At 67.6% G+C, this 13978-nt stretch carries 11 protein-coding genes and 2 pseudogenes; 4 read left to right on the forward strand and 9 right to left on the reverse strand.

Annotated features, from left to right (window positions below):
• Nucleotides 1-374 precede the first annotated feature (374 nt).
• The 6 genes from Q7V45_RS13670 to Q7V45_RS13695 all read right to left on the reverse strand — a co-directional run bounded on the left by Q7V45_RS13670 (nucleotide 375) and on the right by Q7V45_RS13695 (nucleotide 4945).
• Nucleotides 375-989, reverse strand: coding sequence for a hypothetical protein (locus tag Q7V45_RS13670; RefSeq protein ID WP_304852836.1), 615 nt, complete (start codon nucleotides 987-989; stop codon nucleotides 375-377).
• Complete coding sequence (locus Q7V45_RS13675) at nucleotides 986-1516, reverse strand: TIGR00645 family protein (protein ID WP_304852838.1); 531 nt, start codon at nucleotides 1514-1516, stop codon at nucleotides 986-988. The genes Q7V45_RS13670 and Q7V45_RS13675 overlap by 4 nt, the downstream gene beginning before the upstream one ends.
• Before the next feature lie 3 nt (nucleotides 1517-1519).
• Nucleotides 1520-2467, reverse strand: a complete 948-nt coding sequence (locus tag Q7V45_RS13680) for a serine hydrolase (RefSeq protein WP_304852840.1) — start codon at nucleotides 2465-2467, stop codon at nucleotides 1520-1522.
• 209 nt (nucleotides 2468-2676) lie between these two features.
• On the reverse strand, nucleotides 2677-2916 hold the full coding sequence (locus Q7V45_RS13685) for an Lrp/AsnC family transcriptional regulator (protein ID WP_295145619.1): 240 nt from the start codon (nucleotides 2914-2916) through the stop codon (nucleotides 2677-2679).
• Nucleotides 2917-2943: 27 nt separating this feature from the next.
• The gene (locus Q7V45_RS13690) at nucleotides 2944-4497 is read right to left on the reverse strand and encodes a DEAD/DEAH box helicase (RefSeq protein WP_304852845.1); all 1554 of its coding nucleotides are present in this window, start codon (nucleotides 4495-4497) and stop codon (nucleotides 2944-2946) included.
• Nucleotides 4498-4648: 151 nt separating this feature from the next.
• Nucleotides 4649-4945, reverse strand: coding sequence for a cupin domain-containing protein (locus Q7V45_RS13695; RefSeq protein ID WP_304852847.1), 297 nt, complete (start codon nucleotides 4943-4945; stop codon nucleotides 4649-4651).
• A 67-nt stretch (nucleotides 4946-5012) separates the two neighbouring features.
• Here Q7V45_RS13695 and Q7V45_RS13700 point away from each other — a divergent pair, with 67 nt between their 5' ends.
• Together Q7V45_RS13700 and Q7V45_RS13705 are read left to right on the forward strand one after the other, a co-directional pair.
• A complete protein-coding gene (locus Q7V45_RS13700; RefSeq protein WP_304852849.1) occupies nucleotides 5013-6377 on the forward strand; it encodes an MATE family efflux transporter in 1365 nt (454 codons plus the stop codon).
• Nucleotides 6378-6525: 148 nt separating this feature from the next.
• On the forward strand, nucleotides 6526-6939 hold the full coding sequence (locus Q7V45_RS13705; protein ID WP_304852852.1) for an MAPEG family protein: 414 nt from the start codon (nucleotides 6526-6528) through the stop codon (nucleotides 6937-6939).
• Nucleotides 6940-7178: 239 nt separating this feature from the next.
• Here Q7V45_RS13705 and Q7V45_RS13710 read toward each other — a convergent pair whose 3' ends face one another.
• Nucleotides 7179-10682: an FAD-dependent oxidoreductase gene (locus Q7V45_RS13710; RefSeq protein ID WP_304852854.1), complete on the reverse strand. Its 3504-nt coding sequence runs from the start codon at nucleotides 10680-10682 to the stop codon at nucleotides 7179-7181.
• A 142-nt stretch (nucleotides 10683-10824) separates the two neighbouring features.
• Here Q7V45_RS13710 and Q7V45_RS13715 point away from each other — a divergent pair, with 142 nt between their 5' ends.
• Nucleotides 10825-11847, forward strand: a complete 1023-nt coding sequence (locus Q7V45_RS13715; RefSeq protein ID WP_304852856.1) for a COX15/CtaA family protein — start codon at nucleotides 10825-10827, stop codon at nucleotides 11845-11847.
• 479 nt (nucleotides 11848-12326) lie between these two features.
• A pseudogene (locus Q7V45_RS27055) lies at nucleotides 12327-13112 on the forward strand (hypothetical protein); the annotation flags it as partial.
• On the opposite strand, the gene Q7V45_RS13725 reads toward Q7V45_RS27055, so the two are convergent.
• Both Q7V45_RS13725 and Q7V45_RS13730 read right to left on the reverse strand, forming a co-directional pair.
• Complete coding sequence (locus Q7V45_RS13725) at nucleotides 13010-13546, reverse strand: hypothetical protein (RefSeq protein WP_304852860.1); 537 nt, start codon at nucleotides 13544-13546, stop codon at nucleotides 13010-13012. The pseudogene Q7V45_RS27055 and the gene Q7V45_RS13725 sit on opposite strands and share 103 nt — an antisense overlap.
• A pseudogene (locus Q7V45_RS13730) lies at nucleotides 13543-13978 on the reverse strand (hypothetical protein); the annotation flags it as partial. The pseudogene Q7V45_RS13730 and the gene Q7V45_RS13725, both read right to left, overlap by 4 nt.

Consider the following 13978-nt stretch of genomic DNA (forward strand, 5'->3'; position numbering starts at 1 on the left):
GCGCCGCCCCGCGGCGCGTCTCGAAGGATGGGCAACGGACGGGGTGCTCGTTCCCACCCCAGCGCGGAGGTTACTCCGCGCGACGAGACGCATCGCTGCGCGATGCTCCTCAGGGTGAGGTTATCGGGCCCGTTCATAGTCTGTTGTTTTTGCTGCTTTCATTTCGAGTCAGACTCTGAGGAGCACGCCAAAGGCGTGCATCTCGAAGGATAGGCAACAAACGTGGTGCTCGTGCCCATGCTTCGAGACGGCCCTGCGGGCCTCCTCAGCATGAGGTTGGTGGCAGGGGTGATTCTATCTCGATCGGAAAAACCCTAGACCGCCGAAGAACGAAGATCTTTTCCTCCGCCGTTTAACGGGAGGAGAAGAACGAGTCAGACGAGATCGCCCTTCGACACGGTGTGGCGCAGCGCGAAGACTTCGCCCTCGGGTGCGTGGCGGTCGCGCGCGGCCTGGGCGGCTTCGACCGACCAGAAGAAGGCGACCAGCGCCCGTTCGATCTGCAGGTCGGGCGCGCCGCGCAGGTCTTTCTCGGCCGTGGGCGCCTGGCCGACGTTGGCGCGGCCGCTGAGCAGGTCGACGCGGGCCGTCTCCGGCGAGGCGAGCCGGTCGAAGGGCGCGACGTTGCTGCCCTTCATGCGCAAGGTCAGAACGGCCGCGCCGATCCCCTCGCCCCAGCGCTGCTCGACAGCGCAGACGGTGCGCGAGGTGTTGCGGAACTTCGGAAAGATCGCGCGGCTCATCTCGCTCGGGGCGCGCAGCCGGGCGTAGTAGGTCTCGCTCTCGAAGGCCGCGGCATTCTCGGCGTCGTAGAACAACAGGTGGCGACCGGGCCGCGTCACCCCCTGGAAGCGGCTGCCGCGCAGCCAGCCGGGACAGGAGACGCGCTCCTCGAGATGCTCCCGACTGTGCCAGTGCTCGAAGAAGGCAGCGTCGGCCGGCTCGATGTCGACCCAGATGGCGAGAGCCGCCTTGCCCCCGCGGCTCAATGCCCGCCCGCCTTCTTCTCGTAGGCGATCTTGTCGATGTAGGTCAGCATCAATGCCGATACCACGAAGGCCATGTGCATGACGACAAGCGCGTAGAGCTTGCTGTTGTCATAGTCGCCAGCCTCGAGGAAGCGTTGCAGCAGGTGGATCGACGAGATCGCCACGATCGAACTCGCCAGCTTGATCTTGAGCGAGCCCGCATCGAGCTTGCCGAACCAGGCGAGCCTGTCGCGCGTACCGTCGACATCGATGTGGCTCACGAAGTTCTCGTAGCCCGAGATGATCACCATCACGACGAGGTTGGCGACCATGATCAGGTCGACCAGCGACAGCACCGCCAGCACGAGATCAGCCTCCTCGGCGGTGATCGCCTTGCTCATCAGATCCCAGATCTTGAAGGGAAACTTCACCACCACGACGCCCAGCACCACCACCAGACCGATGTAGAGCGGTGCCTGCAGCCAGCGGCTGCCCATCACGATCCGTTCGACGAAGACTTCGATCTTCTTGGTGGGCGTCGTCGACATGCGTCAGCTCTCTGCGTTGGAGGCCGTGCAGGCCGCCCTCACGGCCTGCGTGAAGGTGACGATCTCCGCACGGCGATCATGATCGGTGGCCGGCACATAGGGCGGCTGCGGCAGCGCGGCAAGCGTCACCACCACCAGATTATCGCTCCGGAAGATGTCGATCCGTTGACCGGCATGGCCCAGCGCCGCCATCACGCCGTCGCCCAGCCACCAGCTGTAGCCGTAATGCGTGATGTCGGGGACGGACGGCGCCGGTACCATGAAGGCAGGCGTCGCCGCCGCCTCGACCCAGCCCTCGGGCAGCACGCGCGTGCCGTCTATGACACCGTCGTTGCGTACGAACTCGGCGAAGCGGCCGAAGTCGCGCAGGACCATGCCGGCGCGGCTGCCGCCGATCTCCTGCCCGCCGTCGCTCTCCAGCGTATAGAAGGCATCGCACTCCATGCCGGCCGGCTGCCAGACCTTCTCCGACATGTAGTCGGCCAGGGGCTTCCCAATGGCGCGGGTGAGCGCGGCGCCGAGCAGGAACGTGTCGCCCGAATTGTAGAGAAAGCTGCTGCCCGGCGGATGGGCGCGCGGCAGCGAGGCCATCAGCTTCAGCACGCCGTCGGGCACCTTGTCGGCCAGCGACTTCGAGTAGCGGTTCACGTCGGAGTTCCGGTCGGGATAGATCTCGGTCCAGCGCACACCCGACGACATCGTCATGACGTGCCGCAGGGTCACGCCCTCATAGGCCGAGTCCCTGAGCGCCGGCAGGTAGGTGGTCAGCGGATCGTCGATCGACCTGATGGCGCCGTCCTGCACCGCCGCGCCAACCAGCATCGCCGTCATCGACTTCACGGTCGACATGGTCGACCAGCGGTCGTGCTCCTGGAGGCCGAGGCCGTAGCGTTCGAGCACGATCCTGCCGCGATGGACCACCAGGATGCCCACCATCACGTTGCGGTCCATGAACGAGGCGACGTCGTGTTCTCGATCGCCGGCGACATAGACCGGCGCGATCTCGGCCGCGCGCGGAAGCTCCCGGGAACGGGGGCCGCGCCGGATCGCGCGATGGGCGAACAGCTTGTCGACGTTACGGTAGGCGTAAGGCTGAAGAGACGGCGGGAGGAGCAGGAAGTCCTCGCCCCGCGGAAGATGCTGGCGCGGAAGGGCCGTGCTCAGGAAAACGCCTTGAAGGTGATCAGGGTGAAAGTGTCCTTCACCCCAGGCAGCGTCTGGATCTGGCTCGTCACGAAATGGCCGATGTCGGTCTTCGCGTCGAGATAGCACTTCATCAGGAGATCGTATTGCCCGGAGGTCGAATAGACCTCCGACACCTGCTCGACGGCGACGGCATTGTCGGCAACCTCGTAGGCCTTGCCGAGCTCGCACTTCACCATGACGAAAATGGTCTGCATGAACGCCCTCCGCCGCGACGCGCGATCCTAGCGCGTCGGACGGGCGAGGAAAGCCGGCACGTGATCGCCGAGGCCCATGGGCGCCGGCGTATCGTCCCGGTCACGACGGTCCGGGCGCGGGCGGTCAGACCGGCTGCGCGAGGACGACGGAGCCGCAGACGACCGGGTGTCACGGTCGGACCGCGGCTCGCGCTCAGGGCGGGGCTCGCGAGGGGACCGCTCGGCCCGCGGCTGCGGCTGGCGTTCGGTACGGGCTTCCCGCTCGGGGCGGGCCGCGCGTTCCGGACGGGCTTCGACCTCGGGGCGGGCCTCACGCTCGGGACGGGCTTCGACCTCGGGGCGCGGCTCGCGCGGCGGACGGCTGCTGGAACTGCGGCTGCGACTGCTGCTGCTGCTCGAACTGCTCCGGCCACGGCTGCGCCCCCGACGGCGTCCGTCGGACGGCTCGAACGCCAACGTCTCCATACCCGGCACTTCAACCCTCGGGATGGTGGTCCCGATCAGCTTCTCGATTGCGTCAACGAGGGGGCCCTCGTCGGGCGACGCGAGGGTGAAGGAATGGCCGGTCAGGCCGGCACGGCCGGTGCGGCCGATGCGATGAACGTAGTCCTCGGGCGAGAACGGCACGTCGAAATTGAACACGTGGCTCATCGCCACGATGTCGAGGCCGCGGGCGGCGACGTCGGAGGCGACCAGGATCTGGATTTCGCCCTGCTTGAACTTATCAAGCGTCTCCATGCGCGCGGGCTGGCTCATGTCGCCATGCAGCGCGCCGGCATTGAAGCCGTGCTTCTTCAGCGAAGTCTGCAGGATTGCCACGTCCTTCTTGCGGTTGCAGAAGACGATGGCGTTCTTGATGTCCTGTTCCTTGATCAGGGCCCGCAGCGCCTCGCGCTTGTCGTCTTCCTGAACGACCGTGAGGCCCTGCACGATGGTTGCGGAGGCCGAGGCCGGCGCCGAAACCGTGACTTCCTTGGGGTTGCTCAGGAAGCGGTCGGCCAAGCGCTTGATCTCGGGCGGCATGGTGGCCGAGAAGAACAGGGTCTGGCGCAGCGGCGGCAGGGTGGCGACGATGCGCTCGACGTCGGGGATGAAGCCCATGTCGAGCATGCGGTCGGCTTCGTCGATCACCAGGATCTTGACGTCGTTCAACAGGATACCGCCGCGCTCGAAATGGTCGAGCAGCCGGCCGGGCGTCGCGATCAGGACGTCGGCACCGCGTTCGAGGGCGCGCTCCTGGTCAGGGAAGCTCACGCCGCCGATCAGCAGCGCCATGTTGAGCTTGTGGTTCTTGCCGTAGATTTCGAAGTTTTCGGCCACCTGGGCGGCCAGTTCACGCGTCGGCTCCAGGATGAGCGAGCGCGGCATGCGTGCCTTGGCGCGGCCCTCCGAGAGAATGTCGATCATCGGGAGGACGAAGGAGGCGGTCTTGCCGGTGCCCGTCTGGGCGCATCCGAGCACATCGCGACCCATCAGGACGATGGGGATGGCCTTTTCCTGGATGAGGGTAGGCGTCGTGTAGCCCTTGTCGGCCACTGCCTGCAGTACCGGGGCGCTCAGCCCCAAACTCTCAAAACTCATTTAATTTCCGTAGTTTAGTCCATTCTTTCCGCTGGACTTGGAGCAGTCTCATAAGGCTCGAGAATCGGGCCGGACCGCTGGGCGGACCCCATATGACCCCTGCAGGCAGTCAAGTCAATGCGACCAGGCGCGGGGCAGCCCGGCGGTAGCATCAAGCCTTGAGTTCGATCTCGACGAAAACGAACTCGAAATCGTTGGGATTTATGACGTCGTGCTCGACCCCGGTCTGGCGGGAGTAGGAAACGCCAGCCCGCAGCGGCGCCGGCACGGTCGCCTTGCCGTCGAAGATATGCAACTCGCCCGTGGTGATGGGCACCACGACATAGTCGTGGGCGTGGCGGTGCCACCCGGTGTGGCCGCCGGGCGGGAACCGCCATTCCGTGACGATGACACGGTCGTTCTCGACCTGGACCGAGGGCTTGGCGAGGGGACGTTCCGTCTGGCTCATGCGCAAAAGCTAACGCTTCACGCAACGTTTGTAAGGTGACACGAGGGCGCGGCCTGATATCGTGTATATGCACTTATTTGGAGTCCCGGCCCTGTCGCACCCCCTCCTCACCGCGCCCATCGGCAAGAGCCTGTGGAAGCTGTCGGCCCCCACCACGGCCGTCATGATCGTCCAGACCCTGGTGGCCATCGCCGAGACCTTCATCTTCGGCCGCCTGGGCACCGAGGCGCTGGCGGGCTTCGCGCTCGTGTTCCCGCTCATGATGATGATGACCATGATGGCGGCGGGCGGCATGGGCGGCGGCGTGGCGGCTGCCATGGCCCGCACCCTGGGGGCCGGCCGTACCGCAGACGCCCGCGCCCTGGTGCTGCACGCACTGGTCCTCGGCACGGTACTGGCGCTGTTGTTCACCCTGCTTGCCTGGACGGTCGCGCCCTCGCTCTACCGGCTGCTGGGCGGTGAGGGAGCGGCGCTCGCCAAGGCGCTCACCTATTCCCATGTGCTGTTCAGCGGCTCGCTGTTCATCTGGGCCAATTTCTTCCTCTCGGCCCTGCTGCGGGGCGGCGGCGATGCGGCCACGCCCGGCCGCTACATGCTGCTCTCCTCGATCGCGCAGGTGCCGCTCTCCTACGTGCTGGCGCTGGGCATCGGCGGTTGGCCGGGCATGGGCATGGCGGGCCCCGCGATCTCCGCGCTGCTGACCTCGGCGGTGTCGGCGCTGCTGCAGGCGCGCGCGCTGTGGAGCGGCAAACTGGGCTTCGTGCCGGCCACGACCGGCATTCCCCTGCAGGGCCGGCTGTTCTGGGAAATCCTGCGGGTCGGCCTGATCGCCTCCTTCTCCGCCTTCACCGCGAACCTGACCGCCATGCTGGTCACGGGTCTCGTGGGCCGCTTCGGCATCGCCGCGCTGGCCGGCTACGGGATCGGCGTGCGCCTCGAATTCATGCTCGTGCCGCTGGCCTTCGGCATCGGCTCCGGCCTGACGACGATCGTGGGCGTCGCCGCCGGCGCCAACGACTGGCGCCGCGCCGTGCGCGCCGCCTGGATCGGCAGCCTGGTCGCGGGCCTCGGTATCGGCGCCTTCGGCTGGGCGGTGGCTCTGTTCCCCGAAGGCTGGGCCCGCCTCTTCACCGACGATCCCGAGGTGGTCGCGGCGACCGTGGCCTACGTCACGCGCGTCGCGCCTTTCTACTTCGTGTTCGGCATCGGCATGACGCTCTCCTTCGCGAGCCAGGGGGCGGGCCGCATGAAGGCGCCGTTCGCCGCCGGCGTGGCGCGCCTGTTCGTGGCCTCCTTGGGCGGCTGGTTCGCCATCGAGCATCTCGGCTGGGGCCTGCCCGGCGTCTTCGTCGCGATCGCCGTCGGCATCGTCACCTTCGGCAGCCTGATTGCGGGCCCCCTGCTCTTGCACCCGTGGCGCGGCCGGAAGTGACAGCGGCCGCGACGCGGGTTTCGTTGTCGGCGCACGCCCCTTCGACGCCCCAAGGCATTCGAGGGGTGCTACGGTTCGGGCGGGCTGCCCCCGCCCTGAGACGACGAACCCTATCGAAGCTCGTACATCCCTCTCCAGGAGACCCCTCATGGCCATGCCGGCCCTGCCGTTCGTCACCGCCTTCTACGCCGCGCTGACCGGCCTCCTCTGCGTTCTGCTCTCGGCGCTCGTGATCCGTCAGCGCTTCCGGCGCCGGGTCAGCATCGGCGACGGCGGCGACGCCGAAATGAGCCGCATCAGCCGCGTGTTCGGGAACTTCGCCGAATATGCCGCGCTGGTGCTGGTCCTGCTGGCCCTGCTCGAGATCTGCGGCGGCTCGCGGGTGCTGGTCCATGCGCTGGGCATAGCCTTCGTCGCCAGCCGCGTGGCCCATGCGTTCGGCCTCGCCCGGACGACCGAGGTCAATCCCGGCCGGGCCGCCGGCATCATCACCACGCTCCTTGTCATCCTCGTCGCGTCCATCGCCCTGCTGGTCATCGTCACACGGAAGGTCCTGGGTTGACGCAATTTAATTTCTCCAAACATCTAATTGGAGTAGGATTAAATCAAATCAGCCGAGTCCCGGCGGCCCGTCAGGCCGTATAAACGAAACAAACGAAACAAACGAAATAACTGTCGGCGAAAGGGCCCTCCCCCGCTCCGGGAAGCGATTCCCGGAGTCATTATCGCTTGCACCGCGCGAGAATAGGTGGATGGACGGCCTGGAAGGCCGCGGCTGGATGTGCCCGGGCGACCTCGACCCTAGCCGCGCTGCCCGAGCTGCCTGAGGGAGCGGTCGATCCACAGGGCGCCGATCTTTTCCTGCACGGAGTTCTGGCGCAGGCGCTGGCGCAGGTTGTTGAAATCGACCAGGTCGAGCCGCTGGTCCTGGTTGAAGCAGGAGAAGACCACCGTCTCCTTGCCGGTTTCCGGATCCCTGTGCAGCTGCAGGCACTGGGCGCAGATCTCCTTCATCATGCATTGCATGGGGGAGTTGATCGAGCCGAAGGCCACGTGCTCGGGCTTCAGGTACGGCTTCAGCGCCGCATGCCGCGCCAGGCGCACCGCGTTCATCATGCCATCGGAACCGATGGCCACGATCCGGTCGGCGGCACTGAACGGGATCGGCTGGTCGCCGAGTTCGCCCGACGCGTAGAGGCGCATCGCCTCGACGATGTTGGTGACCACCGACTTGTCCTGCGGCCGGCCGGGCTCGAAGCCCGGCGCCTCGTCGCAGCACCAGACGACGACGTCGGCCGCAGCTTCGATCTCCTCGACCTTGTAGCGGTCGATCATGCGCTTGTAGCCGGCGAAGTAGAGCACCTTGCTGCCGGCCTTGCGGAAGGCCTGGCCGATCGAAAAGAGAACCGCATTGCCGAGGCCGCCGCCCACCAGCACGACGGTCTCACCGGGCTCGATCTCGGTCGGCGCGCCGGTCGGTCCCATGACGATCACCGGCTCGCCGGGCTTCAGCATTGCGCAGAGATCGGACGAGCCGCCCATTTCCAGCGCGATCAGGGACAGCAGGCCCTTCTCCTTGTCGACCCACGCACCGGTCAGTGCGAGGCCTTCCATGGTGAGCAGGGTGCCCTCGGCCCGCAGCGAGCACGCCTCGTAGTTCTGCAGGCGATAGAACTGGCCAGGCTCGAAGTTGCGCGCTGCGGCCGGCGCCTCGACGATGACCTCGATGATGGTGGGCGTCAGCCGGTCGACGCGAACCACGCGGGCGCGCCAGGAACGGTTGGCCTCGTCGAGGATCTCCGCCGGTGTGCGCCGGGCCGGCGGCAGTGCCGTCATCGCCCGCGTCAGCACCGGATAGCCCTGCTTGGCCCCGCCCATCGCCTTCACGACGTTGCCGGCGAACGAGGGATGCAGGTCGCCGAAGAACGACATGAAACGGTCGTCGGCGTGGCGGTACATCAGCACGCGCACGTCGCCGGGCTTGCAGACGCGCTCAGGCGTAACGGGATTGCCGGCCTCGTCGAGCGCGCGGAAATACTTGCCGTCGATGAAGGCATGCGTCGCATCCTCGCGCGCCAGCACCGTGTTGGGCTGCGTGCCGGCGGCGACAAGGATCGTGCGGGCCGGCAGGGTCGCCTCGACCTTGGCACCATTCTGCTCACCCGCCACCTTCAGCGCCGTCGCCTGTCCCGCCTCGTCGATCTCGACCGCCACGGGTGACAGGCCCTCGACGAAGCGGATGTCTTCCTCGAGCGCCTTCAGCACTTCCTCATGGTTCAGCGTGTAGGACGGCGAATCGATCAGGCGACGGCGATAGACCAGCGACACGCCGCCCCAGCCGTTCACCAGCTTCGTGATCGCAGGCTCGCGGCCCTCGCGCGCCGCCTGTTCGCGCTCGGCCCGAATGGCCCTGGCATGCGCGATGAACTCTTGGGCGATCTCGCGCTCCTCGGGCGACCAGTTCGCGCCCACCGCCGCCTCGCCGCGCTCGGCAACGAGCGTCTCGTGGCGGACGAGGAACTTCTCGACCTGCAGCGGATAGTAGGCCAGCGACTCGGTCGCGGTGTCGATGGCGGTCAGGCCGCCGCCGATCACCACGACCGGCAGGCGGATCTGCAGATTGGCGATCGAGTCCTTCTTGGCGGCGCCGGTGAGCTGCAGGGCCATCAGGAAATCCGACGCCGCGCGCACGCCGCGCGCCAGGCCGTTGGGCAGATCGAGCACGGTGGGCTTGCCGGCACCGGCGCAGAGCGCGATGTGGTCGAAGCCCATGGCGAAGGCGCTCTCGACCGTCACCGTGCCGCCGAAGCGCACGCCGCCGAACATCGAGAACTGCGCCCGCCGCTCCAGCAGCAGCCGCACCATCTTCAGGTAGTTCTTGTCCCAGCGAACCGTGATGCCGTACTCGGCAACGCCGCCGAACCCCGCCATCGCCCGCTCGCCGAGATTCTCGCGCAGGGTCGCGACGTCCTGCACCGCCGCGAACGGCACGCGCGTGCCGTCCATCGCCACGCCCGACTGCGCCTCGGGCAAAGGCTCGATCTTCAGCCCGTCGATGGCCACCACCGTGTGGCCGTCGTTCATCAGGTGATGCGCGAGATTGAAGCCCGCCGGGCCGAGGCCGACCACCAGTACCGTGCGCCCCGTGGAGGAACGCGGGACCGGCCGGCGCAGGTTGAGCGGATTCCAGCGCGTCAGCAGCGAGTAGATCTCGAAGCCCCACGGCAGGCCCAGCACGTCCTTCAACGTGCGGGTCTCGATCTGCGGGATGTCGACCGGTTCCTGCTTCTGGTAGATGCAGGCCTTCATGCAGTCGTTGCAGATGCGGTGGCCGGTGGCCGCCAGCAGCGGATTGTCGACCGCGGCCATCGCCAGCGCGCCGATGGAGAATCCCTCGCTCTTCAGCAGGTTCATCTCCGAGATCTTTTCCTCGAGCGGACAGCCCGCGAGCGTCACCCCGAACGGCGACTTCTGAAAAGCGCCGGTCTTGCGATCCCTGAGACCGCGCGAGCAGCTGTCCTTGCCCTGGTTGTGACACCAGATGCAGTAGTTGGCGTGATCGAGGGCGCGCACCAGACCGAAGCCCGGGTCGGTGAGCGCAAAGCCCTCGCGATGGCGCAGCATCGGCCGCGGCAGCTTCATGCGCGTCACGCCGTCGACGATCTCGGTCTCGATCGGAACGAGATGCTCGAAGTCGAGCTTGTGCGGCACCTTGAACAGCGGCCCGTCCCGGTGCCGGCGCTTGCCCTCGGGATGGTGCAGCGCCCAGGCGGCGTAGCGCGTCAGGGCCTCGACCTCGGGCGTCGGCGTCTCGACCTTGAACTCGGCCCCGATCTGCGCGCGAACCGCCAGCGCGAATGCCAGTTCCCAGGCTTCGAGCCCGGCCTCGAAGGTGACGGGGAGGTTCACGGCTGCCGTGACGGCGGCGCCGTCGAGGGCGGCCGCGGCGTCGGGCTTGAGGGCGCGGGCGACGTAGCGCTGCACGAACAGGCGCTTGCAGTCGTAGAGCGGCGCCAGGCGGCTGTGGCGGGCGCGCAATTCGGCCGCTTCGTGAGCGACGCCGAAGAGTGCCCCGACAAAGTCTTCGAGCGGGCGAGCCAGCTCGATCAGGAGATTGGATTCGTCCTTCGCGGCCATCGCGTCCGGCGCGGCGCGCGCCGCCAGCAGGCGGGCATGGACGTCGACATTCGCATCCTTCAGCCACGCGACGAAGGCGGCATCCAATCTGACCAGGCCTTCACGATCGTAGAAGTCATTGAAGCTCGACCCGAAGGTGACCGGCGGGGCCAGCGGGGACGCAGTCATTGCGATATTCCGGAAGGATGGATGAAAATTGTTCGTACGCGAACCGTTAAACAAGGCGGCCGGCGAGCGCAAGACGACGCCGTCCTTCGCGACATTTATGCCTGATGACGGCGGCTCCCGCTTCCCCCATGTTCCGGCGGCCATGCAACAAGTCCCCGCCTCCGTGCGCCAGTGGCTGATCGTCGTCGCCGGCATGATCTTCTTCATGATCGTGATCGGCGCGCTGACGCGGCTCACCGAATCGGGCCTGTCGATGGTCGAATGGCGGCCGGTCACCGGGTGGCTGCCGCCGCTGTCCGATGCGGCCTGGCAGGCCGAACTGCAGAAGTACCTGGCCTCGCCCCAGGGACGGCTCGTGAACCGCGACTTCACGGTGCCCGAGTTTCGCGAGATCTTCTGGCTGGAGTACATCCACCGCCTGTGGGGCCGGCTGATCGGTCTCGTCTTTGCCCTGCCGCTGGCCTGGTTCTGGTGGCGCGGCGCCCTCAACGCGTATCTCAAGCCCCGCCTCCTCGCGCTTCTCGTGCTGGGCGGCCTGCAGGGCGCGATGGGCTGGGCGATGGTGGCCTCGGGTCTCGTGGACCGGCCCTCGGTCAGCCACTATCGGCTCGCCGCCCATCTCATGCTGGCGGTCGTGCTGTATGCCTACACGGTCTGGCTGATCCTCCAGCTCATCCCCTCCGGCATCCGTCGCGATGATCCCAAGACCGCACGCAAGTCGACGGCGTTGATCGGCTTCTTGGCGGTGGTGATGATCTGGGGTGCCTTCGTGGCCGGCCTGCGCGCCGGTACCGCGCACAGCACGTTCCCGACCATGTCGGGCTACTGGATTCCACCCGGCCTGTTCGACCTTTCGCCGTGGTGGATCAACTTCTTCGAGAACGGCACGACCATCCAGTTCGTCCATCGGTGGCTGGCGAAGCTCCTGTTCCTCGGCGTACTGGTCATGGCGTGGCGCGCGCCGCGCTCCGAGACGCTGGCCGCGGCGGCCATTGCCTTTTTCCAGCTCGGCCTCGGCGTTGCCACGATCCTGAGCGGCGTCAGCATCCCGATCGCCACCCTGCATCAGGCCGGCGCGGTACTGCTGCTGACGGCCCTCATCGTCGTGCGCCACCGCGCGATACCTTCGCAGCAGCGGTCGGTCTCGGCTATTCTTCGGGGATGACCGGCAAGCCAGCCGCCGCCCCCTCCCTGCTGAAGCGGCCCGTTATTGTGGCATCGTTCGCGATTGTCGTCGCGTCGGCAGCGGGCGTCGGCGCCTGGGTGAGCCGCTCGTCGGAGGACGCTCCGGAGGCACAGGCCGTCGTGGCGATGGTCGAATCACCACGGCCTCATCCACCCGCCGCACCGGCAGAAGAGCAGGTGATGGCGGTCGCCGCACCGCCGCCGCCTCCTACGCCAGCTCCGGCGCCAGAACCGGCGCCCCCTCCCCAGGCGCCGGCACCTGCACGCGCCGAACTCCTTCGCGTGCCGGCCGCCCCGGTCCCTTCACCCGCGCCTTCGTCCCCTCCCCCGGCGCCGCCCATGCCCAGCCGGTCCCTCGACTGGGCGGGGATGCCGGCCGGCGAGCTGAGAGATCGGGCCGACGCAGGCAGCATCGCCGCCATGGAAGAGCTGGCGCGCCGGCTGGTGCAGGGCATCGGCATGCCCAAGGACCCCCAGGCCGGCGCGGGCTGGCTGCTGCGCGCGGCACAGTCCGGCTCCGCGCAATCGGCCTTCAACGTCGCGGTGATGTACGAGCGCGGCTTCATGCTCGAGCGCAATTTTGCCAAGGCCATCGAGTGGTATCGCAGGGCCGTCGAAGCTGATCTGGCGATCGCCAAGCACAACCTCGCCCTGATGCTGCGTGACGGCAAGGGCGCCGCGCGCAACGGCAGGGAGGCAATCGAGCTCCTGCAGTCCGCCGCTCGCCAGGGGATGGCTGCGTCGATGTTCAGCCTGGGCGACATCTACGAGCGCGGCGATGCAGCGCCGAAGGATGTGCCCATGGCGATGGCCTGGTTCGCGATCACCGCCGAGTTCGAACGGCAGGCGAACAGGGGAGCCGAGACGGCGCTGGCCAAGACGTCGGCGACACGCGCGCTGGCCTTGCAGCGTGGTTTGATGCAGGAAGACTTGCAGAAGGCCGAGCAGATCGGGCAGCTCGAGTTCCGACGCATCGTCGAGGTGATGCAGCGACCAGCCAGGCCTCAAGTGCGCCTTACCCCTCTCCCGCCAGTCGAAGTCGCTGCAGCGATACCTCCACCGGCGCCGCCCCGCACGGGCGCCCTTCCTCCATTACCGCCCGCAGACCTCGATCCACCGGACTGGCCCAAGGCGAGCAAGGATCAGGTCCGAATAGTCCAGAAGGCGCTCTTCGATCTCAAGCTTCTGCGCGACAAGCCCGATGGCGCATTGGGGCCCATGACGCGTGCCGCCATCCGAACCTTCCAACGCATCAACGCCCAGCGCGAGACTGGCGAACCCACCAAGGAATTATACGCATCGCTGAAGGAAGCGGTCGCGCGTCGCGACAGTGCGCCGCCAGCCAGACCGGAGACCAAACCCGAACCGCCGGTTGCGGTCGCGTCGGCCAGGCCGCCGGAAGCCGAGACGACAAAGGTCGAACCGCCCAAACCGATCATGATCGCGGCCTCCGACCCACCTCCTCCACCGCCGAGTTCGGCTGACATCGCCAGGCTCATGCCGGCGCCGCCAGAGCCGCCGAAGCCGATCGAACTCGCCGCTGCCGAGACGACGCCGCCGCCCAGTTCGGACGACATCACGCGGCTCATGCCGGCGCCGCCCGAGCCCTCGAAGCCGATCGAACTCGCCGCCGCAGAGACGACTCCGCCGCCCAGCTCGGACGACATCACCAGGCTCATGCCGGTGCCCCCGAGCCGCCGAAGCCGATCGAACTCGCCGCCGCCGAGACGACGCCGCCGCCCAGTTCGGATGACATCACGCGGCTCATGCCGGCGCCGCCCGAGCCCTCGAAGCCGATCGAACTCGCCGCCGCCGAGACAACCCCGCCGCCCAGCTCGGACGACATCGCGAGGCTCATGCCGGCACCGCCCGAGCCGCCGAAGCCGATCGAACTCGCCGTCGCCGAGACGACTCCGCCGCCCAGCTCGGACGACATCGCGAGGCTCATGCCGGCACAGCCCGAGCCGCCGAAGCCCATCGAACGCGCCGCCGCAGAGACGACGCCACCTCCCAGCTCGCACGACATCGCGAGGCTCATGCCGGCACAGCCGGAGCCCTCGAAGCCCATCGAACTCGCCGCCGCAGAGACGACTCCGCCGCCCAGCTCGGAC

Source organism: Reyranella sp. (assembly GCF_030651995.1).
Lineage (GTDB): Bacteria > Pseudomonadota > Alphaproteobacteria > Reyranellales > Reyranellaceae > Reyranella.

Bases quoted from the DNA above. Each gene is read 5' to 3' on its own strand.
- Q7V45_RS13675 (WP_304852838.1), bottom strand. From the start codon at position 1,516: ATGTCGACGACGCCCACCAAGAAGATCGAAGTCTTCGTCGAACGGATC.
- Q7V45_RS13680 (WP_304852840.1), bottom strand. From the start codon at position 2,467: ATGGACCGCAACGTGATGGTGGGCATCCTGGTGGTCCATCGCGGCAGG.
- Q7V45_RS13685 (WP_295145619.1), bottom strand. From the start codon at position 2,916: ATGCAGACCATTTTCGTCATGGTGAAGTGCGAGCTCGGCAAGGCCTAC.
- Q7V45_RS13690 (WP_304852845.1), bottom strand. From the start codon at position 4,497: ATGAGTTTTGAGAGTTTGGGGCTGAGCGCCCCGGTACTGCAGGCAGTG.
- Q7V45_RS13695 (WP_304852847.1), bottom strand. From the start codon at position 4,945: ATGAGCCAGACGGAACGTCCCCTCGCCAAGCCCTCGGTCCAGGTCGAG.
- Q7V45_RS13700 (WP_304852849.1), top strand. From the start codon at position 5,013: ATGCACTTATTTGGAGTCCCGGCCCTGTCGCACCCCCTCCTCACCGCG.
- Q7V45_RS13705 (WP_304852852.1), top strand. From the start codon at position 6,526: ATGGCCATGCCGGCCCTGCCGTTCGTCACCGCCTTCTACGCCGCGCTG.
- Q7V45_RS13710 (WP_304852854.1), bottom strand. From the start codon at position 10,682: ATGACTGCGTCCCCGCTGGCCCCGCCGGTCACCTTCGGGTCGAGCTTC.
- Q7V45_RS13715 (WP_304852856.1), top strand. From the start codon at position 10,825: ATGCAACAAGTCCCCGCCTCCGTGCGCCAGTGGCTGATCGTCGTCGCC.
- Q7V45_RS13725 (WP_304852860.1), bottom strand. From the start codon at position 13,546: ATGAGCCTGGTGATGTCGTCCGAGCTGGGCGGCGGAGTCGTCTCTGCG.